Genomic DNA, 25022 nt, shown 5'->3' on the forward strand with positions numbered 1-25022 from the left:
ACTCAACGTGTGAAGTTGAGATTGTGATACCACGCTCACGCTCTTCTGGAGCGTTATCGATTGATGCGAAGTCTTTTGCTGTACCACCGTATACTTTTGCAAGTACGTTAGTGATTGCTGCAGTTAGAGTTGTTTTACCGTGGTCAACGTGGCCGATAGTACCAACGTTTACGTGCGGTTTTACGCGTTCAAACTTTTCTTTTGCCATGACGAAACCTATAAGTTTTGTGTATCTAGATTACATATAAAAATAATCCACGACGAGTGTGGATTAGAATTATTCAGTCTATTATAAATATTTTTTCGACAATTCAAAGGAAGTATTTGAGAAGATTCTTCGGAGACTGGTGCTGATAGGCAGATTTGAACTGCCGACCTCACCCTTACCAAGGGTGCGCTCTACCAACTGAGCTATATCAGCACGCCAGACGAACTGGAGCGGGCAGCGGGAATCGAACCCGCATCATCAGCTTGGAAGGCTGAGGTAATAGCCATTATACGATGCCCGCTTTAGGAACCTGTTCTTAACTACCTCTAACCGTCAAGAATAAAGTGGTGGAGGGAGCTGGATTCGAACCAGCGAAGGCTGAGCCGTCAGATTTACAGTCTGATCCCTTTGGCCGCTCGGGAACCCCTCCACGTAAAATTCTTTCCTAAAGCATCCTATACAAGATAGGGTAAAAAGATGGTGCCGACTATCCGAGTCGAACGGATGACCTACTGATTACAAGTCAGTTGCTCTACCAACTGAGCTAAGTCGGCACTGCTTTAGTACGGGGCGAGATATTAGAGCAACCATTGACTTGATGCAACAGGAATATGCAAAAAAATTTAAATTTATTGTTCAAACGCTCAGTTTTAAGCCAATCCCATGACATTTTTACAGTTATTGTGGGTTTTTCCACCAAACTGACAGCCCTTTGAATACCAAAAGGTCATCAAAAACCGCTGACGCAATATGGTTTTTTATTAACTCGCCATATCCACCTGCGCACAATACCAACGCAGACTCATTATTAAGTTGCTGTTTTGCACTATGTACGAGCCCAAGTGTTGCGGCTAACGCACCATTTTTCACCGCTTCTGGTGTATTTTTAGCAAATTCTGCGGCAAAAGGCGTGTTGTCATCACAAAATACCCGCTCTGCACGCGCGGTAATACTGGAAATCATGAGATCGATACCTGGCAAAATCCACCCACCCATGTGTATCCCTTGTGCAGTCACTACATCAACCGTGGTCGCAGTGCCAGAATCAATCACGATTATATCTTGCGTTGGATATAGAGCATGCGCGGCAAGCACCGCGAGCCACCTATCAATCCCCAAATTTTTAAAACTAGGATAGGCGCAAGTTACCCCAGCTCGCCTTGGCGATACTTGTGCTTGCTCTAGCACAAGACCAAACTCAGAGGCGCGACTTTCCACCCACTGTAATCCCGCTCCCTTACCAACCTGAGAGCAGACAATTGCAGTTAGCTTTTGCCATTCAATATTACTTTCTTTTACAGGACTAATACGGCCTTCATGCTCAAGCGCATATTTAACTGCAGTATTACCTACGTCGATTAGCAGTTTCACGATATCACCTTTCTTAACGAAATTTCACCGCCATAAAAAGCTTTAAGCTCACCATCTTGCCTAAGCAATATGCCTCCTTGCATATCGATGCCTTCACAGATCCCACGCCATTCTCTTTGTCCTGTGCTCAAGGTCACTGCGTCACCTTTAAAGGCATTTAGACTATTCCATTCGGTCACCATTTCGCTCAGTCCAGACTCTTTATACTGGGCAAGACGCTCAGACAAGGAGTGAGTGAGCTGCACCACTAACTGATTTTTATCAATTTGGCCTAAGTGCGTTTGCAGATCTGTCCACGCTTGGTCGATGTGTTTAGAGGCAGATTCTGGCATGCATATATTTAGCCCAATCCCAATCACGAGATGGCAAGGCCCTTCCACCTGCCCCTCTAGTTCAACCAAGATCCCCGCCAGTTTTTGCTGGTTGAGATATATATCGTTTGGCCATTTTAGTTCAACGGAAATACCATAAAGGACCTTTAACGCATCATATACTGCAAGTCCTACAGCAATGGATAAGCCCATCGCCGCTTGCATGCCAGCGTCAAACTGCCAGTAATAACTGTAATAAAGGTTAGCACCAAAGGGCGATTGCCATACCCGACCTCTGCGCCCTCTGCCAGCTTGCTGCATTTCAGCCACCAAGACATGGCCTGAGCCCATATTCTGTTTGTCCTGTAAACGACGCATTAGCTCGCTATTCGTGGAGTCTATAATTGCGTAATATTCGATTGGACACTCACTTTGAAACTGCTGTTGCCATAGAGTATTCAACTTACTTTGATGAATCAGTGGTAAGCTATAATTGAGTTTATAACCGCGGCCATTGACTCGAAAAATATCCACGCCCATCTCTTGCAACGCCGCTATATGCTTCGCAATAGCCGCGCGACTAATACCTAATTGCTCGCCAAGTTCTTGCCCTGAGATAAATTCTCCTTTATTCAAGGCCGCTAAAATCGTTTGCTTTTTATGATCAGGCGTTTTCATGGCATTCCACACTTTGTAACTGACATTCACCATGCTTTGTTATAAGGCGCACTTCATGCTCAAGTAACACAGCAAATTTTTGCCAAACGGTTTGCTGAATATGACTCACTAACTGTGTTAAATCTTCACCGGTACTGCCACCACTATGAACAAGTACCAGTGCCTGTTTCTCATACACACGAATGGCTCCACGGTGGCAGCCTTTTAGACCCGCTTTGTCAATTAACCAGCCAGCCGCAAGTTTTACATTGTCATTATCCACATCAAACGCTGGCATCTCTGGAAATTTACTTTGCAACTGAGCTGCAAACGCCCTATCAACTACTGGATTTTTAAAAAAGCTCCCAGCATTTGCAAGCGTCGCAGGATCGGGCAATTTACTGTTTCGAGTAACTATCACCGCTTCACAAATCTCTTGCGCGGTTGCTGTATCACTCAAGCTTTGTAGAGGGCCATAACTTAACGTTGGCTGCCAACGTTTAGGCAATGTCAATGTCACTTCAGTAATAACGAACTTATCTTTTAGGCGGTGTTTAAAGACTGAATCTCGATAGCCAAATTCACACTCGGCATTTGTTAATGTCGTGAAGCGCCGCTCGGCGATATCAAATCCTCTAACGGCAGTGATAAATTGTGATACTTCAACGCCGTAGGCGCCGATATTTTGTACCGGCGCCGCACCAACGGTACCAGGGATCAGCGCGAGATTTTCTAACCCATCAATTCCGTTATCAAGCAGCTTTGTAACGAGCTGGTGCCAGTTTTCTCCAGCTGCGACTGTAACGATATAATCATCATCTTGTTGCTCGATATCGACACCTAAGGTCGCAAGCTTAATAACGGTTCCAGCATAGTCTTCCAGAAAAATGGTATTACTCCCTTCCCCAATTAAAAAGAAAGGACGACTGAAATCGAGCTCAACCAGCGCATGTGGATCTGTGATAACGATAAGGGACTCGCAACCCGACGGCAGCGAAAAAGTGTGATAAGACTGCAAACTTGTCACTGCAGCACCTTGCCAATATTAACTAAACTGGCGCTAGTGTAGCGCATTGCCCTGACTTACGCATTAACGTCATCTTACCCATCATTTTATGTAACCCATCGGCTAATACTGTTTAAATGGTTAGAAATTAGTTATGTTAGCCGTTCTAATTGGGAATATTCTTTTTATAAGAGCAGCATTATGATGAAACTTTCGGCACTTACGCTCAGCCTTGCCATGGCTGGCCTTGTCCACACTGCTGATGTAAACGCAGCCGTTGACCAACACACTTACGCCAATCTTAACGATGTTATTACCACACACTTGCATTTAGACCTAGACGTTGACTTTGAAGATAAGCAGCTAGAAGGTTTTGTTGAACACACGCTAGATTGGCAGAACCGCCAAGCAAGAACACTGGTACTAGATACGCGTGACCTCGAAATCGACAAAGTGATGTATCAAGGTAGAGATGATAAATGGCATACCGCCAAGTTTGATCTTGCCAAGCGCGATGATGTGAAAGGTGCTAAGTTAACTATCCACTTTAAAGAGCAAGCAAAAAAAGCACGGATTTATTACAACAGCTTGCCAGTAGCATCAGGTCTACAGTGGTTAACACCGCAGCAAACCGCAAGTAAATCTCACCCATTTATGTATAGCCAGTCTCAAGCTATTCATGCTCGTAGTTGGATCCCTGTGCAGGATACGCCAGCAATGCGTGTGACTTACTCTGCTCGCGTACATACGCCTAAAGATGTGCGTGCGGTAATGAGTGCGGACAATACCGGCGCATTGATCAAAGATGGCGATTATTGGTTTGATATGCCGCAAGCTATCCCACCGTACCTAATTGCAATTGGTGCAGGTAACCTTGAATATAAAGAGATGTCGCACCAAACTGCGATTTTTGCAGAACCGCAAATCCTCGATGCCTCTGTTGCAGAGTTTAACGATACACAAGCGATGATCGACAAAACCAATGCCATGTATGGTGAATACGCTTGGGGTAGATACGACCTGCTCATGTTGCCGCCTAGCTTCCCGTTTGGAGGTATGGAAAATCCACGCCTGTCATTTATCACGCCAACCGTAGTTGCCGGTGACAAAAGTTTAGTAAACCTAATCGCCCATGAGTTAGCGCACTCTTGGTCTGGCAACTTAGTGACCAACGCAACATGGGAAGATCTGTGGCTAAATGAGGGTTTCACCTCTTACGTTGAAAACCGTATTATGGAAGAAGTGTTTGGTCGTGACCGCGCGGTGATGGAGCAAGCACTTGACGCTGCTGGGCTGCGTGCACAACTTAAAACTATCGCCGCTCCTGATACACGCATGAATTTAGAGCTTAATGGCCGCGATCCTGACGATGCATTTAGCTCTGTACCTTACACTAAAGGTCAATTATTCCTTATTTATCTAGAAGAAAAGTTTGGTCGTGACAAGTTCGACAAGTTTGTTAAAACCTACTTTAACACTTTCTCTTTTAAATCTCTGACTACTGATGAATTCGTCGCGTACTTAGACAAAAACTTGCTACAGCAATATCCTGGTATCGTGAGCTTAGAAAAAGCCAAAGAGTGGATTTATGAGCCAGGCTTGCCAAGCGACGCACCGAACCCAACTTCTGATGCTTTTGAAAAAGTGGATGCGCTAACTCAAGCTTGGTTAAAAGACGAGAAAACACTTGCAGATTTACCGACCGACGCTTGGACAGTACATGAGTGGCTGCACTTTATTAATAACTTACCAAGAGATCTCGCCATTGAGCGTATGGAAGCATTGGACAAGGCATTTAAGCTGACCCAATCGACCAACGCTGAACGCGCATTTGCTTGGTATATGCTAGCAGTAGGTAACGGCTACCAAGCTATTTACCCAGACCTTGAAAAGCATCTAGTAAGTATTGGTCGTCGCAAGCTTATTGTGAATTTATACAAGTCCCTCATTAAGCATGGCAAGCGTGACTGGGCTTACCGTGTTTATCAACAAGCACGTCCGGGATACCACCCACTTGCTCAAGGCACCATCGACGCCTTATTTGAATAATACCAATTGTATTAGGTAAATGAGCTATTTGAATCGGAGAAATAGCTTTAGTAGCTAGGCAAAAATTTTGCTATTTAGTTGTTCTAAATGAGAAATTTTTAACGACGCTAATATGGTATTTCCCCCTTCAAATTGATTGGAGACTTAGTGCAATTGGTATAATACATTTCAAAAACAAAAAGAGCGCTTCAATAAGCGCTCTTCTCTATTTTAAGTTTAAGTTCAAACTTAAATTACTTGTGATATTGACGGCTAAATTCGTGAACCGCATTGATGAAGACACCTGCATTTTCAGGGTCAACATCAGGTGTAATGCCATGGCCTAAGTTAAACACATGACCATTACCTTCGCCAAAGCCGGCTAATATATGCTGAACTTCTTCACGAATACGCTCATGGGTACCGTGTAGCATTGAAGGATCCATATTACCTTGTAGTGCGACTTTATCGCCTACACGACGTTTTGCATCGGCAATATCAATCGTCCAATCTAGACCAACTGCATCACATCCAGTAGCTGCAATTGCTTCAATCCATTGACCGCCGTTCTTCGTGAATAATGTCACAGGTACTTTGCGACCATCATTTTCACGGATCAGGCCATCTACAATTTTGTGCATATATTGTAGTGAAAACTCTTTGTAGTCACGTGGGCTTAATACTCCACCCCAAGAGTCGAAGATCATCAGCGACTGAGCACCCGCTTTTACTTGCGCATTTAGGTAGTCGATAACCGAATCAGCCACTTTATCTAGCAGTAGGTGGAGTGTCTGCGGCTCTGCAAACGCCATCTTTTTAATCTTACCGAATGTTTTGCTGCTACCGCCTTCAATCATGTAAGTCGCTAGCGTCCATGGTGAGCCGGAGAAACCAATAAGTGGTACTTCACCTTTAAGCTCACGACGAATTGTACTCACTGCATTCATTACATAACCAAGCTCATCGGTTGGATCTAATTTTGGTAGCTTTTTAACATCGTCTAACGATTGGATAGGACGCTCAAACTTTGGACCTTCACCAGTTTCAAAGTAAAGTCCAAGTCCCATTGCATCTGGAATAGTCAAAATATCGCTAAACAGAATCGCCGCATCTAGTGGATAACGACGCAGCGGCTGTAATGTCACTTCACATGCCAGTTCTGCATTTTTACAAAGGCTCATAAAGTCACCAGCTTGTGCTCTGGTGGCACGATACTCTGGTAGATAACGACCAGCTTGGCGCATCATCCATACTGGTGTGACGTCAACTGGTTGTTTTAATAGCGCTCGTAAATAACGATCGTTTTTTAATTCGCTCATAGCGTCTCTATTCCAATACTTAAATTCAATTGTGCGGATTGTATCACTAAGTGCACATGGGCACTATCTAAACTATCCTTGCCAACGCCTCGTTATGATCTAGATTAAACCTCACTTTATTAGGAACAAATTCATAAGCTTGTGTAAAAATTACCGAAACAAGCGATTAAACTGTTTGCAACACGATTAAAAGGTTGGTATAAAATTACCGCGTTAGAAAAATAACAACAAAACACCTTCAATTAGAAAAATAACAACATTACGCAACAAGCTAAACTGCTATTTTGAACCACCTTGAGTTTCTCTCGGTGGTTTTTTTATTTTTATCCTCCTGAATTTGTTAACATTCCCGATAATCAAACCAATAATCTTTTGATCTTTTTACGCTTTTACAGAAAAAATTGGTTGACCTTTTGCCCCGTTTCCCTTTCCATAGAGGTAGGTAACCCGCTTAAGGAGAATCACTATGCTTTCGCAGTTAGAACAAGCCCAACAGAAATGGGGAGGCAGCCATAGTGTAATTGATGCATGGTTAGCAGAGCGTCAGGAACTATTGGTTTTATATTATAAAGTTGCAGGATGCTCACCAACTCGAAATGGTAAAGCACTTCCTGAGCAAGTTGACATTCAGTCATTCTGCCAGATTTTGATGGACTATCTTTCAGCTGGTCATTTTGAAATTTATGACAACATTGTTGAGGCCTGCCAAGAAAAAGGCCCTGAAAGCGCAAAATTGGCTCAGTCACTGTACCCTCGAATCACAGATACGACTGATACCGCACTTGATTTCAACGACAAATACGCTGAAGTAAATCAAGAAACACAAGAATTAGCAGACTTCGATAACGACTTGTCTGTGTTAGGTGAAACGCTTGAGTTACGCTTCCAATTGGAAGACGAACTGATCGATAACCTTTATTCTAATCACACTGAATAGTCTAAATTTGCGGGCACCAAAATATAAAAAAAGGTGAGATAGCTATCTCACCTTTTTCTTTACGGACACTGCCAAATTATTCAGCAGCTTCTTCAGCTTCGTCTTCGATACCTAGCAGTTCAACTTCAAATACCAGTGTTGAGTTAGCTGGAATTTTACCAAGGTTACGAGTGCCGTATGCAAGCTCCGCAGGAATAGTAAACTTATACTTAGCGCCAGTGTTCATTAACTGTAGACCTTCAGTCCAACCTGCAATAACTTGATTTAGGTTGAAAGTGGCAGGCTCATTACGTGCGTAAGAGCTATCGAACTCAGAACCATCTAGCAATGTACCTTTATAATGCACTGTCACCTTGTCTGTTGCGACTGGCTTTTTGCCATCACCTTCACTTAGCACTTCATATTGAAGACCTGACTCAGTCACCTGAACGCCCTCTTTCTTCGCGTTCTCAGCTAGGTACTTATCGCCTTCTTCTTTATTTTTCTTCGCGTCAGCTTCAACTTTAGCAGCTTGCTTTTCACGAACAGAAGAATCTAGTGAAGTGAGTACTTCACGGATTTTTGCTTCATCCAGCTTAGCTTCACCAGCCAGAGCGTCTTTAAAACCACGCATAAGTAACTCTTGATCAAGTTCAATGCCTAGCTCTTTTTTATCCGCTAAGTCTTTTTGCAAGAAGTTACCAACTGAAGCACCGATACCGTATGCTTGCTGTTGCACCTCTGTATCTAGCTTAACTTCAGCAGGCTTCTGCTCTTCTGCTTTTTTATTACACGCTACTAGTGCTAACACTGAAGCAGCAACGAGTGACAGTTTAATTGTCTGTTTCATTCTCAACTCTCCGACAGTCCCTACTATCAAAACACCAATGCTCGCGCAAGAGAGCTTGATATGCGGTGCCATTGTTAATTTTATATTAATAAGAAAAGGTGCTAGCCACATTAACATTCTCTGATCAGAATGCCAATATGCATTTGCTTGCCATTATCGCGTAACGACATTACGCTTTTAATACGCTAATATCAAAATAATATCTTGTTTTTAGTGCCTTTAGTCTACCTGTTGTAGACTTCGGAGTTAAGGAGGATTTACCTAATTTATGGTCAAACTCGTCAACATTAAGTGGACAAGCCTCCTCTTTGCATGCGCGATGCTCAGTTGCTTCACCTTAACCGGCTGTGGCCCTGACACTTCAAAAGCCGTTATGACCGTAGAACATGCCAGCAGAGGCGCATTTTCTGCAGCTATCTCTGCGGACGGTCACTACAGCCTTGTTTCATCCATAGAGCATGGGGCCGTACTTTGGGATAATCAAGAGCAAGGCCTCAAATTTCAATGGCGTCACTCTGATGCCCCCGATGATCTCATTCACTCACTGGCTTTAGCTAATGACAACTCCACGGCCGTCACTGCCACTGATAAAACATTCGCCATCTGGAGCGTCGAAAGCGGTCAAAACCTAGGATATTTTGAGATCGAGTCTGGCACTATTCGAGATATCGCAATTAGCAATGCGGGCCGATATTTACTCTATGCCCGCAGTGATAACGTTGTCGTTCACCTCGACTTAGAGAGTGGAAGGCGGATAGAGTTCCTTGGACATCAAGAAAATATCAATTCTATTGCCATGTCTCCCAATGGTCACTTTGCCTTAACCGGAGGCAACGACTATACCGCTTACTTTTGGGATACTAGAACGGGGCAAGTGATCCACCGCTTTAACCACCCTAGTCGCGTGACCAAAGTTGCATTAGATGACCAAGGAAGATTTGCTTTTACCGCAGATAGCATGAAAAAAGCGAGTATTTGGCAATTAACTTCTGGTGATCTCAAAGCACAATTACAGTATATTGCTCGCCAGAAAATTTTCAGTGCAGTGCGCTTTAATCAAGACGCAACGCTCTTGGCTACCGGCTCACCTAACCGCGAGCTTATTTTATGGCAAGTGAGTGATGGCGAACGATTGCAAACTTGGCGTGTACAACCCCGAGAAGGCAGCCGCCCCAAGTCTGCGGTTGTATTTGACGTTGCTTTTCAAGACCAAGACACTGCATTGTTAACCGAAAGTTCCAGCGGACTACTGGAAAAATTTGCGCAGGTGAAAAAGCCATGAACGAAATCGAAAACAGAATTACTGAGCTTGAGGCTAAGCTTGCCTTTCAAGAAGATACAATCGAAACCTTAAATGAAGAGCTAAAGGCACATCAGCAGCGCTTGGCTAAAATGCAACGACAAATTGAGCTATTGGCAGAGAAAATGAAAGAAGGCCGCGATCCGGGTTTAATGCCTCAACATCAAGAGCCACCACCACCGCACTACTAACAAATAAATTGAAAACCGGGGTGAGCACTCACTCCGGTTTGAACACTCCAATAACTTGCTCAAACTGGCGTGTAGAAGCCTGTACCGCATCTTTCGGCTGAGACATTACGTGGCCACACTCAACACATTCAACTTTTTCAACATCATGCTCTTTGTAGAGCATCATTACGTCGATTTTTTGGCATTCTGGACAACTTGCCCCTGCAATAAAACGCTTCTTAACTTTCAACTCTACACCTCTAATGAACACCGAGTTTAAGGTTTGTCATTTTATCCTAATTTTATTTGTCATGATACGCTTGGAGTAAGGGATTGGATCCATGCTATGATGCGCGCAATTTAGACAGACTTTTAGAATTATGATCCAACTTTCTGATATCGAGCTACTTCGTGGCAGTAAAACACTGCTAAAACAAGCTAATGCAACGCTTTATCCACAACATAAGGCGGGCCTTGTCGGTGCCAATGGCTGTGGTAAATCATCTCTCTTTGCGCTGCTAAAAGGTGAGCTGCAACTCGATTCAGGTGATTTTTCTATTCCAAAAGATTGGTCTATTGCATCGGTAAAACAAGAAACCCCAGCACTCTCCATTAGCGCCCTCGAGTATGTACTACAGGGACACCCTGAATACTATGTATTGAGAACGCAGCTACAACAAGCGGAGCGGGACGGTGATGGGGAACTACAAGCAAAAGCACACCAACAGCTAGAGAACATCAAAGGGTATAGTATTGAAGCCAAAGCGGGTGAACTACTCCATGGCCTTGGTTTTAGCAATGAACAGATTGAGTTTGCCGTTAGCGACTTTTCTGGTGGCTGGCGCATGCGCTTGAACCTTGCGCAAGCGCTGATCCGCGATGCCGATTTATTACTTCTGGATGAGCCAACCAACCACTTGGACTTGGACGCGGTTTATTGGCTAGAACGCTTTTTGCGCGCCTATCAGGGTACATTAGTGCTTATTTCTCACGACCGCGAATTTTTAGATGCGGTTGTTAGCGAGATTTGGCATATCGACCAACAGCAGATCAACGTTTATAAAGGTCACTATTCTCAGTTTGAGCGTCAAAAAGCAGAGCGCATGGCACAGCACCAAGCGCTTTACGAGAAGCAACAAGAAACGATTGCACATTTAGAGAAGTTTATTACCCGCTTTAAAGCGAAAGCGAGTAAAGCAAAACAAGCGCAAAGTCGTGTGAAGGCCCTTGAACGCATGGAAATGCTTGCGCCCGCTCATGCAGATTCACCATTTAATTTTGAATTTGCAGATCCAACAAGCTTGCCTAATCCATTGATGACACTAGAGCAAGCCAAAGCGGGCTATGGTGACGTTACCATTTTGCATGACATCAAGCTTAATCTGGTCCCTGGTAGCCGTATTGCGTTACTTGGCCGTAACGGTGCTGGTAAATCGACCCTAATCAAGTTACTTGCCGGCGATTTAACCCCACAAGCTGGTGAAGTGTTTCAACACCAAGGATTAAATGTAGGCTATTTTGCTCAGCATCAGCTTGAGTCTCTCGATCTTGAGGCCAGTGCGGTTACCCATATTCAACGTCTAGACCCTAAAGTACCAGAGCAGCTTATTCGTGATTTCTTGGGCGGTTTTGCTTTTCATGGTGATAAGGCCCTCGAACCCGTTGCGCCGTTTTCTGGTGGCGAAAAAGCACGACTCGTACTTGCGATGTTGGTGTATCAAAAGCCGAACCTGCTGTTACTCGATGAGCCGACCAACCACCTAGATTTAGAAATGCGACACGCACTAGTAATGGCCTTACAAGGTTTTGAGGGTGCAATGGTCACGGTTTCCCACGATCGCCACATGCTGAAAAATACCGCTGACGAGTACTATTTAGTTGATAATGGAACCGTTTCTCAGTTCGGCTATGACTTAGATGCCTATTACCAATGGCTTATGAATGCCAATAAAGAGCAAGCGAAATCAAGTGGTTCAGAGGCTGAACCAAAGCAAAACTCTAATGCCAATCGTAAAGAGCAAAAGCGTCTTGAAGCCGAATTCAGAAAAACCATTCAGCCGTTGAAAAAGTCGATTGAAAAGCTCGAAAAACAGCTCGACAAACTCACTGAGCAAGCAGAGGAGATTGAGCAAGCTTTGGCTGACAACAACCTATACACGGACGAAAACAAGGCAAAATTAAGTGACTTACTAGCAAAACAAGCCAAGATAACCCCAGAGCTTAATGACATAGAAGAAAACTTATTAATGGCATTGGAAGAGTTAGAAGAAAAGCAAAATCATTTCGATGAGACTGGAGAGATATGCTAAGTCGTGAAGACTTTTGGCAGTTTGCCTGTGAGTTCTACAGCCGCCCGCAAATGCAATCGCGGCTGCTGAATTTGCAAGATACTGCAGGCAAAAATATCAACCTGTGCCTGTTACTTTGTTACCTAGACACTTTAGCACTGACGATTACCCCCAACACCCTAGCCGCACTGGAAAAGACTGCTAAGCAGTTTGACCAAGCGGTGCTACAACCCCAACGCGCGATCCGCCATACCCTAAAAACACATCATCAAGACTACCAAGACTATCAAAAGTTGCGTTCAGCGATGCTGGCTGCAGAGCTTGAGCTTGAAAAGCGTCAACAAGCGCTGTTGCTGGAGACATTAAAACGCTTTTCGTTTGCGCCACTGCAATCAAGTAACAATGTGCTGCTCTATTTGAGTCAGAGTGAGTACGACGCTTTATTCAATACGGCTGACTTCTAAGCCATTAAATCAATATAAGCCCTGTTATTTACCCAACTTAGATATAAAACCTGATCGAGATCAAGCCTTTGCCTAGGTTTGATTTCACTCAGGATTGAAACTTGATCTTGATCATATCAAGCCCCTCAGACCTCCACTACTATTTACTCATCGACAAATTAGGAGGCACAGCCATGAACGTATTCTTTAGAGACTTTTTTTCCGACCCTGTGTTGTTTCTGTCTTTTGGCTTTTTAGGGATTGTAATTTTGCTGTGCTGTTATTACGTCTACTTTTTCATTAAAAAAGTCATGGACGCTGAAGTACCTAACGAACAATAGAACAGATTTAAATGTATTACCTTGGGGCGATTGAAGAATAAGTAGTAGAAGATCGGCTCGACGTAGTTCCCCAACTTGCAGAATTAAGCACGACGCACAAAGCACCTTATCAGTTTACTGGTCGGGTGCTTTTTATTTGCTTAACCCTCAACTGATAATACGTTAAACTGGCTAAAACGTGTTTTGCAACTGGATAGCTTCCTTTCTTTGCTTTGCGAGCAACCGCCAAAAAGACGCAGTTTCTATTATGAATCAAGCCATGAAAACAATAACAGCCGATAATTACGAATTTAAGCCTGCTTGGTGGATGCGCAACCGCCATGCCCAAACCATACTTCCGCGATTCTTTAGGCCTAGATTACAGGTGCCCGTCGACTATGAAACACTAGACACACCAGACGATGACTTTTTGGAACTTGCATGGGCAAAACACGGCGATAAATCAGCACCTTTGGTTGTGGTATTGCATGGGCTAGAAGGCAATATCAACAGCTTTTATGCAAAAGGCCTATTAAAAGCGTTGGTACACCATGGTTTTGATGCCGTACTGATGCACTTTCGCAACTGCTCACGTGAAGTAAATCGCCAAGCCAGAGCTTACCATAGCGGCGAAACTTCAGATCTTGGCTTTTTTATAGACACGCTAAAAGCCCGTTTTCCTAAACGGCCATTATTTGCAGTTGGCTTTTCGCTCGGCGGTAATGTACTTGCCAAATACTTGGGAGAAACCAAATCGCAAAGCGGTCTTGAGGCTGGCGTTGTCGTCTCAGCGCCTTATCACCTTTCTTCCTCTTGTCAGGTGATCAGAAAGAGCTGCTTTAAGCTCTATCAAAAATACTTGCTAGACAGGATGAAGAAGTCTTTTTCACGTAAGCTAGACACCATCCAGTCGCAAATTAGGATAGACAAGCCTGCCCTTTATGCCATTGATGATCTATGGCAATTTGATGATAAGATAACGGCACCGCTGCATGGTTTTAACGGTGCGGAAGACTATTACGCACAAGCAAGTTCGCAGCCCTACTTAACCCAGATCACGACACCAACACTCCTGATCCACGCCGAAGATGACCCCATGCTATCATCACAAGCCGTGCCTACAGCCGCTCAGGTTAACTCACCGGTGACGCTTGCAGTGAGCCCACACGGTGGTCACGTAGGGTTTATTTCGGGAAGTAACCCCCTTAAACCAAAGTTTTGGCTAGAAAGCGTTATCCCACAATATTTACAGCAAATTTATAGTAAGGCTAAGTAGTATGCTCATTCCCTATCAACAACTTCCGCAAGAGACGCTGGACAACCTTATTGAGCATTATGTGCTGCGTGAAGGAACAGACTATGGCGATACTGAAGTCAGCACCGAGAGCAAAGTCGCGCAAGTGAAAGCACAGCTAAAATCCGGAGAAGCACTGATCGTTTTCTCGGAATTACACGAATCGGTGAATATTGTTAGCAAACAACAATTTCAAGCAATGCAAGCACAGGAAGATTACGAGTATTAAAAAACCTTCAGCTTTCTTTGTATTTAGCGCTAATCGTAAACAGTTGTCGAAGTGACAGGAGTTGTTACAATCAAATTTCTATAACTATAAAGGAAAGGCAATTTTATGAAGCTCGGCACTGCTCTTTGCGCCCTCGCGCTGGCTGTTTCTACCGCTTATGCAACTGAATACAAAGCCTCTGAGCGCGCAGTTAAACTCGCTCACGATAACATCCTAATTGATACACACATCGACGTTCCATATCGCATCCAAAGTAAATGGGATGATGTTAGCCAAGCAACCGAAGGCGGTGATTTTGATTACCCTCGCGCGGTAAAAGGCGGTCTTAATGCGCCATTTATGTCTATTTATATTCCTGCTAATTTAGAATTTGAAGGTAAAGGTAAAAGCTATCAACTCGCCAATCAACTGATTGACGGTATGGAAGCCTTAGCGCATCGCGCACCAGATAAATTTGCAATGGCTTACAATACCGATGACATTTATGCGCAATTTGACAGTGGTATTATGTCTATCGCGATGGGCATGGAAAATGGCTCACCCATTGAAGGTGAGATGAAAAACCTTAAGCATTTTTATGACCGTGGCGTACGCTATATCACCTTAGCACACTCGCAAAGCAACCATATTTCTGACTCTTCTTATGACGTACGCCGTAAATGGAAAGGCTTAAGCCCATTTGGTAAAGAGCTTGTGGTTGAAATGAACAAAATTGGTATGCTCATTGATGTATCACACATTTCTGATGACGCCTTTTATCAGGTTATGGACATTTCAAAAGTACCGGTCGTTGCTTCACATTCATCCTTGCGTAAATACACCCCAGGATTCGAGCGCAATATGGATGACGAAATGCTCAAAGCCTTGGCAAAAAATGGCGGCGTGATCCAAATTAACTTTGGCTCGAGCTTTGTGACGGCAAAAGCTGGTGCTTGGTATGACAAGCGTGACGAAGCACAAAAAGAAGCCAAAGACAAAGATCGCACCGATTTTAGAGCGGCGTTTAGAGCAAAAAATCCGTTCCCATTTGCCACACTTGATCAAGTGCTAGATCACATTGACCACGTCGTTAAGTTGATAGGGATAGATCATGTAGGCATTGGTTCAGATTACGACGGTGTGGGTGACTCACTACCGGTTGGCTTGAAAGACGTGTCAACGTATCCAAATCTTGTGCAAGGTCTTTTGGATAGAGGCTACAGTGACGCTGATATCAAAAAGATTTTAGGTGGCAATACCCTACGCGTGTGGAAACAAGCTGAGGCTTACGCAAAGAAGTTTGCTCAATAACTGTTCAAACAGCTGATTTCATAAGGTGTGCCGTGCCGCACGGCACACCTTACAAGACCTTAGACTTTAAACTGGGATAATTCATCCACCAATTTACTGGTGACTCGCAGCACATCATCCGAAATTTGATGCGTTTCTCCAGACAGTCGCTCGCCGTCCAATGTTTTGTCATTTAAATCAGTTAGATTACTGCTAATCTCAGTAGACACTGCATTTTGCTGCTGAGTCGCATGAGCGGTTTGCTCTGAAAGCTCAGTCACTTTCACCGCACTTTGTGCAATTAACTCCAATAGCTCCGTTGCCTTCGTAAAACTTTCTACTGCAACATCAACATACTGCTTACCATCTTCAATGGTCTTTTGTGAGTCCTCTACGCTATGTGAGAATGCTTCTAACATCTTCTGAATATCATTAGTGCTGTCTTGTGTTCGAGTGGCCAGTGACCTAACCTCGTCAGCTACCACTGCAAATCCACGACCTTGTTCACCCGCTCTTGCCGCTTCAATTGCCGCGTTGAGCGCTAATAAATTGGTTTGCTCAGCAATCCCGCGAATAACATCGAGCACTTGCGTAATGTTTTCAGAGTTTTTTTGTAAAGCTAACGAACTGGAGAGTGCCGCTTCCATATTATCAGCAAGATGAGTGATTTTTTGTTTTGAATCAGCCAACACCGTTTTACCTTGTGCTGCGTAGCGATGTGAAGCTTCAGCTTCTTTCAATGAGTTTTCTGCCACCGACGAGACTTCTTGACTTGAGTGACTTAGCTGATGCACCGCGCTAACAATGGTATGTGATGATTTACCAAGCGAGTCGATTAAGTCATGGCACTGTGTGGCATAATGACTGAGTTTTGACGACAAACTCGACAGCTCGCCACCATCTTTCACAAGTGCTGTAACCATCGCCTGTAAACTCTCGAGAAAATGATTAAAGTTTAGCGATAGCTTTGCAAACTCATCATTTCCTTTGATTTCAATGCGACCAGTTAAGTCTCCGTCCCCAGAGGCAATTTCAGAGATCCTATCCGACACAAAATTTATCTGCTGTGCTAACTGACGAGGGATCCGATAAGCAATCCAACAAGCAATACCAAGTAGGAGCAAGGCACCAACGCCAAGTCCCCATTTTATCTGAGTCACCTCAGCAACGACTAACGCACGACTTGCAGCAGATTTTCCATCGGCTAATTCACCGGCTTTATCAAGCACATTACGAACTGCACCAAATAACTTGGCCGACTCAGTTTGAAGCGCTTTATCTGTTGGGGTTTTAATACTCGTCACCGTCACGCGATACCAACTTTGAAAGTCCGCATCAAAAGTTGCAAAACTACCCAGCTCACTCTGGTGGAGTGACATAAACTGAAGATACTTTTGATAGCGCTGTTTGACCTGCTCGGCGTTTTCTTCAAAATCCGCCCACTTATCTTCACCAGCTAATAATTTGAGGTAGGCTTCTTGAGCTTGATAAAAGTCTCTATCCGCATTGAGTACCACTGACACCGCTTTTAAATAGTTTTCAGTTTGGATCTCAAGTGCCGATTGCACCTTATTGAGCAACACCGAAAAACCAAAAAACACAAATAGCAGCACGATCGTCAACATAGCCGTAGGCAATGAACTTTTGACTCGAATACTATGTAAATCCATCTTCATACACCTCAAATAAGAGATAGTAAAAGCCTAGACCATATAAAGATTTATAGACAAATATTCGCAGCATATAGCTACCGAGTTTAATGCTGAAAAGATGAAAATTGAGGCGATGACCTAGAGAGTAAATACTCAGCTTCAGAATCAATAGTATGAAGTTTTAGATTGTGTAGGAAAAGTAGGCTAACTATAAAACTTCAGCACCAATAAAATTGGTTGCGGGAGCCATTAATTTATGAAGAGTGAACCGACGAGTTTTGGAGTAGTTTTTTAGATTTTACAGTCCAATTAAAAATTGGTTGCGGGAGCCGGATTTGAACCGACGACCTTCGGGTTATGAGCCCGACGAGCTACCAGGCTGCTCCATCCCGCGCCTGTATATTTTTGTGAATCTATTCTTCGTCGGGGACCGACGATCTTCGATTCTTTCCAGGTTTAGCGAGTCCGACGAATGATTTATCATTCTGCTCCATCCGCGCCTGTATTTGTACTTAATTTTAAGTCTTGTACTTGAGACTCTATACATCCAACTGATGTTGGTTGCGGGAGCCGGATTTGAACCGACGACCTTCGGGTTATGAGCCCGACGAGCTACCAGGCTGCTCCATCCCGCGCCTGTATATTTTTGTGAATCTATTCTTCGTCGGGGACCGACAACCTTCGATTCTTTCCAGGTTTAGCGAGTCCGACGAATGATTTATCATTCTGCTTCGTCCCGTGCCTGTATTTGCACTTAATTTTAAGTCTCGTACTTGAGACTCTATACATCCAACTGATGTTGGTTGCGGGAGCCGGATTTGAACCGACGACCTTCGGGTTATGAGCCCGACGAGCTACCAGGCTGCTCCATCCCGCGCCTGTATATTTTTTGAATCTATTCTTCGTCGGGTACCGACGACCTTCGATTCTTTCCAGGTTTAGCGAGCTCGACGAATGATTTATCATTCAGCTCCATTCCGCGCCTGTATATTCTTAAAAAGGACTTCCTTTTCAAGAGGCCGCTATAATAATGGATTAAAATTTTATTGCAAGGGATTTAACGCTTAAAACAATTCAAGTGCGCAAAAATCCCACAACCTTCAACTTAAACCGTTATTTATTCTATCGTTCGATGATGTGGACTGATCAACTTTTGCCATTGCCAATCGGGATGCCCCATAACAATAAAGTCTGGGTTTTCGGTAGTTTCTCGTCGATTGTAGGTCAACGGGTTAAACTCAGCATCGGTAATACAACCCCCGGCTTCTTCGACGATGATTTGTGACGCGCCAGTATCCCACTCACCCGTTGGTCCTACTCGTAAAAAACAATCCGCCTTACCTTCTGCGATAATGCAGGCTTTTAATGAACATGACCCAAGTGCCACGGTGTCGAACTGACTATTTAAGTACTGGCTTACCGCTTCAAGCTTTTGTCTACGGCTTACTGCCAATGTCAGCGTTTCTCGTGGCGAGACGAAAATACGTTTACTTTCGCCTGAGTCACTACGTTTAAACGCACCTTCATCTTTGCTGGCGTAATATGTCAGCCCTTGAGATGGCCAGTAAATGACGCCTAACACAGGATGATTATTTTCGATTAGCGCAATATTGACGGCAAAGTCACCGCTTTCAAGAATAAACTCCCCTGTACCATCCATAGGATCGAGTAACCAGTAGCGCTGCCAATCTTGTCGCTCACTCAATGGTGGAATTGGTGTTTCTTCAGACATTACCGGAATGTCAGGTGCTATTTCAGCAAGACCCGCCATTAAGATCTCATTAGATGCCAAATCTGCGGCAGTAACAGGAGTGTGGTCAGACTTTTCTTTTTTACCAATATCATCAGCTTGATAGATTGCCATAATGGCTTCACCGGCACGTTGTGCCAGTGCGATGCAAGGCTCTAAATAGGACTGCAATTTACGCCTCCAGATTCAAATGTGCTTTTAATAACAGTAGTGCCGCGACACTTCTTGCTTCGGTAAAGTCCTCTTGATGTAACAGATCATATAATTTATCTAGCGGCCACTTCACTACTACCAGTGGCTCTGGCTCATCACCTTCAAGCTGTTCTGAGTAAAGTTCACTAGCGACCAAAATATGCATTTTAGCATTAAAGTAACTCGGTGCCAGTGACACTACTTTGAGTTCAGAGAAAGCATTTGCACCAAAACCCACTTCTTCTTTTAGCTCTCGGTTACCCGCTTCCACCGGGGTTTCGCCAGGGTCAATTAGCCCTTTGGGAAAGCCGAGTTGATAGTCATGTGTTCCTGCACAGTATTCTCTCACTAATAATAGCTCATTATCAGCAGTTATGGGCACGATCATTACTGCGCCACGGCCACCGCCACGCACTCTTTCGTATTCACGTTGCTCGCCATTCGAAAAAGATAACGAAAGTGCTTCTACCGTGAATAATTTGCTTTTAGCCACGACGTCGCAAGCTAAAATTTCTGGTGGTGTGGGATGCTTTTTATGTGACATAGATCATTATTTGCTATCATGGCGAATAACCTAATCATAAAGCCTTTGAAGTTAAATGCCTATGCTAAATTGGTCAAATATCGATACCGTTTTGTTAGATATGGATGGCACATTACTCGACCTCCATTTTGATAATCACTTTTTTCTCGACGTTGTGCCTAAGGCACACGCAAAACGTCAAGGCTTAACCCTTGAGGCTGCAAGGGCCGACATCCTCGCGCGTTATGACGCAGTAATGGGCCAGATAGAATGGTATTGCCTAGATTATTGGCAAGAGCAACTACAGCTCCCTATTATGGAGCTTAAACGTGAAGTACAACACTTGATCTCCATTCGTGAGGATGTACCAGCGTTTTTAGAGGCCTTAAGAGAGAGTGGAAAACAGCTTATCTTGTTGACCAACGCTCACCCAAACAGTCTAAGTTTGAAAATTGAGCGTACCCAATTCGATAAGTATCTCGACAAATTGGTTTCAACCCATGAATATGGCGTAAGTAAAGAAAGTCAGACGTTGTGGCAACAAGTAGAACGTGATTTGGGCTTTGATAAGTCCCGCACTTTATTTGTGGACGATAGCATTAGCGTGTTAAATGCTGCGAAAGAATTTGGTATTGGCCATTTACTTGCTGTTGCTAATCCTGATAGTCGGCAACCAGAACGAAAGATCACTGAATATCTCTCAGTCTCCGATTACCGTACCTTGCTACCTATTATAGATTAAGCTGGGTAGCGAGCTTTTAGGCCGTCGTACACGTGTGTTTTAAAGTCTGGGTGCGCTGTATCTAGACTTTTCACCACTTCGACTAAGTGTTCGTTATCTTCTTGGCCATTCCATACCTTGATGTAAGAACCATCTTTATAGCCATGGTCTTGGCGGAAAAAGTTAAGCGTGTTTTTACCGACATATCCACGGTATAGGTCATCAATAGACATCCCGATTTGCTGCATACATCCCGCAAACGCATGGGCATCAAACTCACGTTTGGTCACAGCCGCACTTGCAAGTAATTCAAGGGTTTCCTTGAAGTCTTCTGCGGTAGTTGGCTTTGCCAATTCAGCCTCTAATTGAGTCGCTAATTGCTCAAATGACGTTTCGCCATCGATACGTAAAGACAAGCCAAAATGAAAAATATCCACTAGCTCTAAAATCACTTGCTCAGTATCTGGCGTTTGCTTTTTCCACCATTTCCAACCGTAGTGATCTAGCATTTCTGCACACTCAACCCAAATTGCGCGGTACCATTCAAACCCTTGTTCAAACCATTGTTGGTGTACTTTGGTGTTCATGGCATGTTGCATTTCTAGCATAACCACAAGCTTAGTGATGTTTGCAGACATTGTGCTCTCTCTTCATGGAAATCAATTACGAGCGATATCATACCGAAGTGAAAGATTTTCGCCAGCGCTTAGGTCTTCTGAGTCGATATCAACTTGAAACCCTAGGAACTTTTTATGCGTCATTTTATTTTATCGCTCGCTTTGGCTTGTTCAGCCTTTGTCAGCGCAGCTGAAATCACTAATATCGCCGCAGCACCTGAGCAAGTGAGTCCACTCCTTCCAGGCATTGATGCCCCCGCATTACAACTCAAAGATAAGTCAGGTAAAACTGTCGACCTCGCGACACGCTATAAAGAAAATATCACCGTACTGGTGGTTTATCGTGGTGGCTGGTGTCCATACTGTTCAAGACAGCTCGCGGGGATCCAAGAAATTGAACCTCAGCTTGTTAAAATGGGGGCACAAATTATTGCTATCGCACCAGACTCACCTGAGGCGCTGGCAAAAAGTACAATTGAATCCCCTCACTACCAACTGTTGTCTGATAACGAAATGCGTATAAGCCAAGCGTTAGGTCTCGCCTATTTCCTTGATGATAAAACAGCCCTTGCTTATCGCAACAAGTTGGGCGTAAATTTTGTTGATTTTGAGGGGAACGATAAAGTTGCCTTGCCGGTACCAGCAGTATTTGTAGTCGATAAGAAAGGCTTGATCCAATTTCAATATGCAAACCCAAATTACAAAGTGAGATTGGATGAAAGCGTGCTACTAGCTGCGGTCAAAGCAGCTAGTCAACTATAGGAAAAGCACATAAAAAATGGAGTCCGAAGACTCCGTTTTTTAGCGGTTTTCTAACCGGTTATAGTCAAATAAACCATATTCAACGCCACGTGTTTGCTTGGCAATATCGTGAATTAAATCACTGTAACGCCAAAACTCTGGGTGAGTCCTGCGGATCCCATATTGCGCTCGTAGCGCTCGGTAATCAGACTCACTATTCATTTGGCTAAATGATGAGACGAAGTCCTCTTGTGCTGCCTCGCTTTCTAAATACCAAATTGCCTCTGGGTAATCTCCGATAAAGCCTGGCACAATCGTCGCAGTGTCTTCGGTATACGCTCTTTGCCCTTCTTCATTTAACAAACTGGAGATGTTGTAGTGGGCATTATGGTGTAATAGCGAGAACGCTTGATGTGAACCGTCGCTTTGCTTAGTAATTATAAATGAGACCTGTGGAAGCAAATTAATCGCCCTAACGGACATGCTATTGAGTGCCTGCAGTGGCTTGCCGACGGCTTGATAGTCATAATCCCTATTTAGAACGGGCTTAAGCACAGCATGCAGTTTGTCATACAGCTCTTGCTTTGGATCGTCCGTTTCGTATTTTATCCCCGTTGGCGCACCGATTAGTGATTTGCGATTGATAAACTCACTTAAGCTCAGGTGTGACTTACGATACCAATAGCGTTTAATTTCCTGACGATGACTAAGTGGCAGCAGATTTAAAAAGTTTTGCTCACCTTCAAGCCTCAAGAAGTCCATATATAAGCGTGTGATAAGCTGATGACCAATGTTGCCATACACGTCAAAACCCGCCACCAGCAAGTAGTGAATGCGCTCGAACAAAGCATAGTCTAATACCCAAGCTGTTTTGGGAGGCTGGCCGATAAAACCTTTAACCACCGTTGCGCTATCAAAATGACGGAAGATAGTTAATGCTGCATTCGGGTTTTCCCCCTCTCCACGCCAAATCAAGTCCATATTGAGACGCTGCCCATCGGCAAACATCTTATCTGCAAGCTCTGTTTTGGCACGTAAGTAATCCTGCTGCTTAGTGGCGTATTTAGCCCAACTGGAAAGCGGTAACGCATTACTTTGCTCAGCCGCAGGTAGCACCAAATCTTCATCATGTTTAAGCAGCAGCTGGTTCACCGCTTCGTTGCTATTTTTTTCAGGATCAACAAACGCCACCCAAAAATGGTCGTTAATGACGTTAAGCGCTATTTGACCTCGACATACAGGGCCTTTGATAAAGCCTTTTACAATTAACTCGGCCTCATCCAGCATGAATTGATAACGAGAATTGACCGGAATATCTTTGAATACCTTAAATGGGTTTGCTGCAAGCTCTGGCTCATAACCTGGCAGTTCATCCACGTGATAATCCGCTGCATAAAATTGCTGATGTAACCGTGATAGCTTAGCGTCGTTCAATGCCAGTGGCATGTGAGTTTTTGACAAAATGGTACTGCGCACTTGCATCAATCGATAATACACTCTATCGATCTTAGGATCGTCAAACGGACGTACCGAGCTCACCAGTGCGACTGGCTGGCCAGGCGGCGTGCTTGAGCGTACCAATTGAAAAAACGCGGGGTCATCAAGATGAGGGAAGTGGATATGAGCTAAATACCAATGCTCAAAAATATAACGCGCGGCAAGGCGGTGCTTATTGGAGTCCTGATTAAGAAATTGTTCCCACTTTTTCACTTCTTTTTGTGCTGCAACACTTGGCTTTGCAATCTGGCTCATTTTACTGCCACTTTGCAGCCATGCTTCCAAGGTTTTGAATTCATCATGCGTGAGCGCTGGTAAGCCGTAGGGCATACCCGCATGAGGCTGCTGTTTCGCAAGGGTAGAAAACTCATCCATGGTTGGGCAAGACTGCGTTCGATCTAAAGAGAAATCAAACTCTTTACCCAAGATGCCTTGCTCAGGAAAACGATGAGACATTTTTAACAGCAAGCTATTATAAAGCACACTTCCAGCTAGGTTGCTGTATTCAGATTGGTTGCGCTCATTCAGCACTGGGGTAAAACCACGCTCGCGCCACTGTGTCGTGGTTTGAGCATCGAATAACAGCCGAGTTGGTGTTTGTGCTAACAACCGCGTGCCGTCATACACTAATTCCTTTGACAACCCCCTATCTATTCCTTCTGGAGATGACAATTTGAGCTGGCAGGGTGCGTCATAACAACCATGGCAAACCACACAGCGCGACTCCAAAATGGGCTTCACGTTTTGTAAGTAACGTGCACCGCCTTGGTGGTATTGTTCGATTCGTGCTTGGGGTTGTTCCGGTCCAAACATATCATCATATTTAGACACGCCCAAAGCTACACAGCCAGAAAGCACGGCGACAACCACCGCACAAAACAGTGCACGTTTAGACATTTACTCGCCCTCGTCGTCATCCAGCCCAAGATCAAAAGTCGGCATCATTTCTACTGGAGGCGAGACAAACAATGCATCGCTACTGGTGCTCAGCACAGCACTGAGAATAGGCCCGCGATTAATGAGCAATTGCAACTGATGCTCTGCCCCTATCAACTCAGTCACTGTCGTACTAATGTTGTTGAGCGCATAGTCATCAATATGCAAGCTAATATTCTCATCTTCTTTTGGGTTTTGGCACAAATGAGCAAGGAGGTTCTCACTCAACATCACTGATACTTCAGCATCTGGAGAGTCGATATCACGATTCTCGATGTTGTCGTCTAACAAAAAAAGCGGCAGTGATAATGGGGTATCTTGTTGTAATTCCATCAAAGGTTACCATCTGAGTATTTGCTTTATATTAGCACAGTTAGATGGCTGATGGCTGAAAAGGGGGCGACGATGCGCCCT

Annotated in this window: 25 protein-coding genes and 7 tRNA genes; 12 read left to right on the top strand and 20 right to left on the bottom strand. The window is 44.1% G+C overall.

What is annotated here, in order from left to right; translation table 11 throughout:
• From MHN30_RS17145 to murB, 8 genes are all read right to left on the bottom strand, one after another.
• Positions 1 to 208 (bottom strand): GTP-binding protein (locus MHN30_RS17145; protein ID WP_239360500.1); only part of this gene is annotated, 208 nt, incomplete at its 3' end.
• A 137-nt stretch (positions 209 to 345) separates the two neighbouring features.
• Positions 346 to 421 (bottom strand) — tRNA-Thr (locus MHN30_RS17150).
• A 13-nt stretch (positions 422 to 434) separates the two neighbouring features.
• A tRNA-Gly gene (locus tag MHN30_RS17155) sits at positions 435 to 509 on the bottom strand.
• Positions 510 to 553: 44 nt separating this feature from the next.
• A tRNA-Tyr gene (locus tag MHN30_RS17160) sits at positions 554 to 638 on the bottom strand.
• A gap of 48 nt (positions 639 to 686) precedes the next feature.
• A tRNA-Thr gene (locus tag MHN30_RS17165) sits at positions 687 to 762 on the bottom strand.
• A gap of 124 nt (positions 763 to 886) precedes the next feature.
• Entirely contained in the window at positions 887 to 1579 is a 693-nt protein-coding gene (locus MHN30_RS17170) for a type III pantothenate kinase (RefSeq protein ID WP_010374559.1), read from the bottom strand.
• Complete coding sequence (gene birA, locus MHN30_RS17175; protein ID WP_239360501.1) at positions 1576 to 2568, bottom strand: bifunctional biotin--[acetyl-CoA-carboxylase] ligase/biotin operon repressor BirA; 993 nt, start codon at positions 2566 to 2568, stop codon at positions 1576 to 1578. Before birA ends, MHN30_RS17170 begins: the two co-directional genes overlap by 4 nt.
• On the bottom strand, positions 2555 to 3574 hold the full coding sequence (gene murB / locus MHN30_RS17180; protein ID WP_239360504.1) for a UDP-N-acetylmuramate dehydrogenase: 1020 nt from the start codon (positions 3572 to 3574) through the stop codon (positions 2555 to 2557). Before murB ends, birA begins: the two co-directional genes overlap by 14 nt.
• Positions 3575 to 3757: 183 nt before the next feature.
• On the opposite strand from murB, the gene MHN30_RS17185 reads away from it, so the two are divergent.
• Entirely contained in the window at positions 3758 to 5602 is a 1845-nt protein-coding gene (locus MHN30_RS17185; protein ID WP_010607924.1) for a M1 family metallopeptidase, read from the top strand.
• A 233-nt stretch (positions 5603 to 5835) separates the two neighbouring features.
• Here the strand turns inward: MHN30_RS17185 and hemE are convergent, their stop codons facing one another.
• Positions 5836 to 6900, bottom strand: coding sequence for a uroporphyrinogen decarboxylase (hemE, locus tag MHN30_RS17190; protein WP_010374544.1), 1065 nt, complete (start codon positions 6898 to 6900; stop codon positions 5836 to 5838).
• Between the two features lie 466 nt (positions 6901 to 7366).
• Here hemE and MHN30_RS17195 point away from each other — a divergent pair, with 466 nt between their 5' ends.
• Complete coding sequence (locus MHN30_RS17195) at positions 7367 to 7837, top strand: Rsd/AlgQ family anti-sigma factor (protein ID WP_010607921.1); 471 nt, start codon at positions 7367 to 7369, stop codon at positions 7835 to 7837.
• Between the two features lie 76 nt (positions 7838 to 7913).
• Here the strand turns inward: MHN30_RS17195 and fkpA are convergent, their stop codons facing one another.
• Positions 7914 to 8666: an FKBP-type peptidyl-prolyl cis-trans isomerase gene (gene fkpA / locus MHN30_RS17200; protein WP_026001096.1), complete on the bottom strand. Its 753-nt coding sequence runs from the start codon at positions 8664 to 8666 to the stop codon at positions 7914 to 7916.
• Positions 8667 to 8934: 268 nt separating this feature from the next.
• Between fkpA and MHN30_RS17205 the strand changes: the two genes are divergently transcribed.
• Together MHN30_RS17205 and MHN30_RS17210 are read left to right on the top strand one after the other, a co-directional pair.
• Complete coding sequence (locus tag MHN30_RS17205; protein WP_045990543.1) at positions 8935 to 9948, top strand: vegetatible incompatibility protein HET-E-1; 1014 nt, start codon at positions 8935 to 8937, stop codon at positions 9946 to 9948.
• The gene (locus MHN30_RS17210) at positions 9945 to 10157 is read left to right on the top strand and encodes a SlyX family protein (protein ID WP_010374533.1); all 213 of its coding nucleotides are present in this window, start codon (positions 9945 to 9947) and stop codon (positions 10155 to 10157) included. Before MHN30_RS17205 ends, MHN30_RS17210 begins: the two co-directional genes overlap by 4 nt.
• 28 nt (positions 10158 to 10185) lie before the next feature.
• Here the strand turns inward: MHN30_RS17210 and MHN30_RS17215 are convergent, their stop codons facing one another.
• Complete coding sequence (locus MHN30_RS17215; RefSeq protein WP_010374531.1) at positions 10186 to 10386, bottom strand: YheV family putative zinc ribbon protein; 201 nt, start codon at positions 10384 to 10386, stop codon at positions 10186 to 10188.
• Between the two features lie 130 nt (positions 10387 to 10516).
• Here MHN30_RS17215 and MHN30_RS17220 point away from each other — a divergent pair, with 130 nt between their 5' ends.
• The 6 genes from MHN30_RS17220 (at position 10517) to MHN30_RS17245 (ending at position 16000) form a co-directional block, all read left to right on the top strand.
• Complete coding sequence (locus tag MHN30_RS17220; protein ID WP_130163324.1) at positions 10517 to 12445, top strand: ATP-binding cassette domain-containing protein; 1929 nt, start codon at positions 10517 to 10519, stop codon at positions 12443 to 12445.
• Complete coding sequence (locus MHN30_RS17225; protein WP_239360507.1) at positions 12439 to 12888, top strand: TIGR02444 family protein; 450 nt, start codon at positions 12439 to 12441, stop codon at positions 12886 to 12888. The genes MHN30_RS17220 and MHN30_RS17225 overlap by 7 nt, the downstream gene beginning before the upstream one ends.
• 173 nt (positions 12889 to 13061) lie before the next feature.
• The gene (locus MHN30_RS17230; RefSeq protein WP_010374526.1) at positions 13062 to 13208 is read left to right on the top strand and encodes a hypothetical protein; all 147 of its coding nucleotides are present in this window, start codon (positions 13062 to 13064) and stop codon (positions 13206 to 13208) included.
• A 247-nt stretch (positions 13209 to 13455) separates the two neighbouring features.
• Positions 13456 to 14463 carry a hydrolase gene (locus MHN30_RS17235; protein WP_130163322.1) on the top strand — a complete coding sequence of 336 codons (1008 nt, stop codon included), beginning with the start codon at positions 13456 to 13458 and terminating at the stop codon, positions 14461 to 14463.
• Position 14464: 1 nt separating this feature from the next.
• The gene (locus tag MHN30_RS17240; protein WP_010607914.1) at positions 14465 to 14710 is read left to right on the top strand and encodes a YheU family protein; all 246 of its coding nucleotides are present in this window, start codon (positions 14465 to 14467) and stop codon (positions 14708 to 14710) included.
• Between the two features lie 105 nt (positions 14711 to 14815).
• Positions 14816 to 16000: a dipeptidase gene (locus MHN30_RS17245; RefSeq protein ID WP_239360510.1), complete on the top strand. Its 1185-nt coding sequence runs from the start codon at positions 14816 to 14818 to the stop codon at positions 15998 to 16000.
• A 59-nt stretch (positions 16001 to 16059) separates the two neighbouring features.
• On the opposite strand, the gene MHN30_RS17250 is transcribed toward MHN30_RS17245, so the two are convergent.
• The 6 genes from MHN30_RS17250 to nudE all read right to left on the bottom strand — a co-directional run bounded on the left by MHN30_RS17250 (position 16060) and on the right by nudE (position 20117).
• Entirely contained in the window at positions 16060 to 17649 is a 1590-nt protein-coding gene (locus MHN30_RS17250; RefSeq protein ID WP_239360513.1) for a methyl-accepting chemotaxis protein, read from the bottom strand.
• A gap of 299 nt (positions 17650 to 17948) precedes the next feature.
• Positions 17949 to 18025 (bottom strand) — tRNA-Met (locus MHN30_RS17255).
• Positions 18026 to 18189: 164 nt separating this feature from the next.
• Positions 18190 to 18266 (bottom strand) — tRNA-Met (locus MHN30_RS17260).
• A gap of 165 nt (positions 18267 to 18431) precedes the next feature.
• Positions 18432 to 18508 (bottom strand) — tRNA-Met (locus MHN30_RS17265).
• Positions 18509 to 18748: 240 nt separating this feature from the next.
• Entirely contained in the window at positions 18749 to 19552 is an 804-nt protein-coding gene (gene cysQ / locus MHN30_RS17270) for a 3'(2'),5'-bisphosphate nucleotidase CysQ (protein WP_095728585.1), read from the bottom strand.
• A 1-nt stretch (position 19553) separates the two neighbouring features.
• The gene (gene nudE / locus MHN30_RS17275; protein ID WP_095728586.1) at positions 19554 to 20117 is read right to left on the bottom strand and encodes an ADP compounds hydrolase NudE; all 564 of its coding nucleotides are present in this window, start codon (positions 20115 to 20117) and stop codon (positions 19554 to 19556) included.
• Positions 20118 to 20178: 61 nt separating this feature from the next.
• On the opposite strand from nudE, the gene yrfG reads away from it, so the two are divergent.
• Positions 20179 to 20838 (top strand): GMP/IMP nucleotidase, encoded by a 660-nt coding sequence (yrfG, locus tag MHN30_RS17280; protein ID WP_239360598.1) that lies wholly within the window; start codon positions 20179 to 20181, stop codon positions 20836 to 20838.
• On the opposite strand, the gene MHN30_RS17285 is transcribed toward yrfG, so the two are convergent.
• Positions 20835 to 21455 (bottom strand): dUTP diphosphatase, encoded by a 621-nt coding sequence (locus MHN30_RS17285; protein WP_017219351.1) that lies wholly within the window; start codon positions 21453 to 21455, stop codon positions 20835 to 20837. The genes yrfG and MHN30_RS17285 overlap by 4 nt on opposite strands.
• 114 nt (positions 21456 to 21569) lie before the next feature.
• Between MHN30_RS17285 and MHN30_RS17290 the strand changes: the two genes are divergently transcribed.
• On the top strand, positions 21570 to 22196 hold the full coding sequence (locus MHN30_RS17290; protein WP_239360516.1) for a peroxiredoxin-like family protein: 627 nt from the start codon (positions 21570 to 21572) through the stop codon (positions 22194 to 22196).
• A gap of 39 nt (positions 22197 to 22235) precedes the next feature.
• On the opposite strand, the gene MHN30_RS17295 is transcribed toward MHN30_RS17290, so the two are convergent.
• Together MHN30_RS17295 and MHN30_RS17300 are read right to left on the bottom strand one after the other, a co-directional pair.
• Positions 22236 to 24569: a fatty acid cis/trans isomerase gene (locus MHN30_RS17295; protein WP_239360518.1), complete on the bottom strand. Its 2334-nt coding sequence runs from the start codon at positions 24567 to 24569 to the stop codon at positions 22236 to 22238.
• Positions 24570 to 24941, bottom strand: a complete 372-nt coding sequence (locus MHN30_RS17300; protein WP_010374501.1) for a hypothetical protein — start codon at positions 24939 to 24941, stop codon at positions 24570 to 24572.
• Between the last annotated feature and the right edge of the window lie 81 nt (positions 24942 to 25022).

Origin of the sequence: Pseudoalteromonas sp. OF7H-1, assembly GCF_022347825.1 — a bacterium.
In the GTDB taxonomy this organism is placed as follows: domain Bacteria; phylum Pseudomonadota; class Gammaproteobacteria; order Enterobacterales; family Alteromonadaceae; genus Pseudoalteromonas; species Pseudoalteromonas maricaloris.

Excerpts from the sequence above, each read along its gene's own strand:
- birA (WP_239360501.1), bottom strand. The coding sequence starts at position 2,568 with ATGAAAACGCCTGATCATAAAAAGCAAACGATTTTAGCGGCCTTGAAT.
- MHN30_RS17185 (WP_010607924.1), top strand. The coding sequence starts at position 3,758 with ATGAAACTTTCGGCACTTACGCTCAGCCTTGCCATGGCTGGCCTTGTC.
- hemE (WP_010374544.1), bottom strand. The coding sequence starts at position 6,900 with ATGAGCGAATTAAAAAACGATCGTTATTTACGAGCGCTATTAAAACAA.
- MHN30_RS17195 (WP_010607921.1), top strand. The coding sequence starts at position 7,367 with ATGCTTTCGCAGTTAGAACAAGCCCAACAGAAATGGGGAGGCAGCCAT.
- fkpA (WP_026001096.1), bottom strand. The coding sequence starts at position 8,666 with ATGAAACAGACAATTAAACTGTCACTCGTTGCTGCTTCAGTGTTAGCA.
- MHN30_RS17205 (WP_045990543.1), top strand. The coding sequence starts at position 8,935 with ATGGTCAAACTCGTCAACATTAAGTGGACAAGCCTCCTCTTTGCATGC.
- MHN30_RS17210 (WP_010374533.1), top strand. The coding sequence starts at position 9,945 with ATGAACGAAATCGAAAACAGAATTACTGAGCTTGAGGCTAAGCTTGCC.
- MHN30_RS17220 (WP_130163324.1), top strand. The coding sequence starts at position 10,517 with ATGATCCAACTTTCTGATATCGAGCTACTTCGTGGCAGTAAAACACTG.
- MHN30_RS17225 (WP_239360507.1), top strand. The coding sequence starts at position 12,439 with ATGCTAAGTCGTGAAGACTTTTGGCAGTTTGCCTGTGAGTTCTACAGC.
- MHN30_RS17230 (WP_010374526.1), top strand. The coding sequence starts at position 13,062 with ATGAACGTATTCTTTAGAGACTTTTTTTCCGACCCTGTGTTGTTTCTG.
- MHN30_RS17235 (WP_130163322.1), top strand. The coding sequence starts at position 13,456 with ATGAATCAAGCCATGAAAACAATAACAGCCGATAATTACGAATTTAAG.
- MHN30_RS17240 (WP_010607914.1), top strand. The coding sequence starts at position 14,465 with ATGCTCATTCCCTATCAACAACTTCCGCAAGAGACGCTGGACAACCTT.
- MHN30_RS17245 (WP_239360510.1), top strand. The coding sequence starts at position 14,816 with ATGAAGCTCGGCACTGCTCTTTGCGCCCTCGCGCTGGCTGTTTCTACC.
- MHN30_RS17250 (WP_239360513.1), bottom strand. The coding sequence starts at position 17,649 with ATGGATTTACATAGTATTCGAGTCAAAAGTTCATTGCCTACGGCTATG.
- nudE (WP_095728586.1), bottom strand. The coding sequence starts at position 20,117 with ATGTCACATAAAAAGCATCCCACACCACCAGAAATTTTAGCTTGCGAC.
- yrfG (WP_239360598.1), top strand. The coding sequence starts at position 20,179 with ATGCTAAATTGGTCAAATATCGATACCGTTTTGTTAGATATGGATGGC.
- MHN30_RS17285 (WP_017219351.1), bottom strand. The coding sequence starts at position 21,455 with ATGTCTGCAAACATCACTAAGCTTGTGGTTATGCTAGAAATGCAACAT.
- MHN30_RS17290 (WP_239360516.1), top strand. The coding sequence starts at position 21,570 with ATGCGTCATTTTATTTTATCGCTCGCTTTGGCTTGTTCAGCCTTTGTC.
- MHN30_RS17295 (WP_239360518.1), bottom strand. The coding sequence starts at position 24,569 with ATGTCTAAACGTGCACTGTTTTGTGCGGTGGTTGTCGCCGTGCTTTCT.
- MHN30_RS17300 (WP_010374501.1), bottom strand. The coding sequence starts at position 24,941 with ATGGAATTACAACAAGATACCCCATTATCACTGCCGCTTTTTTTGTTA.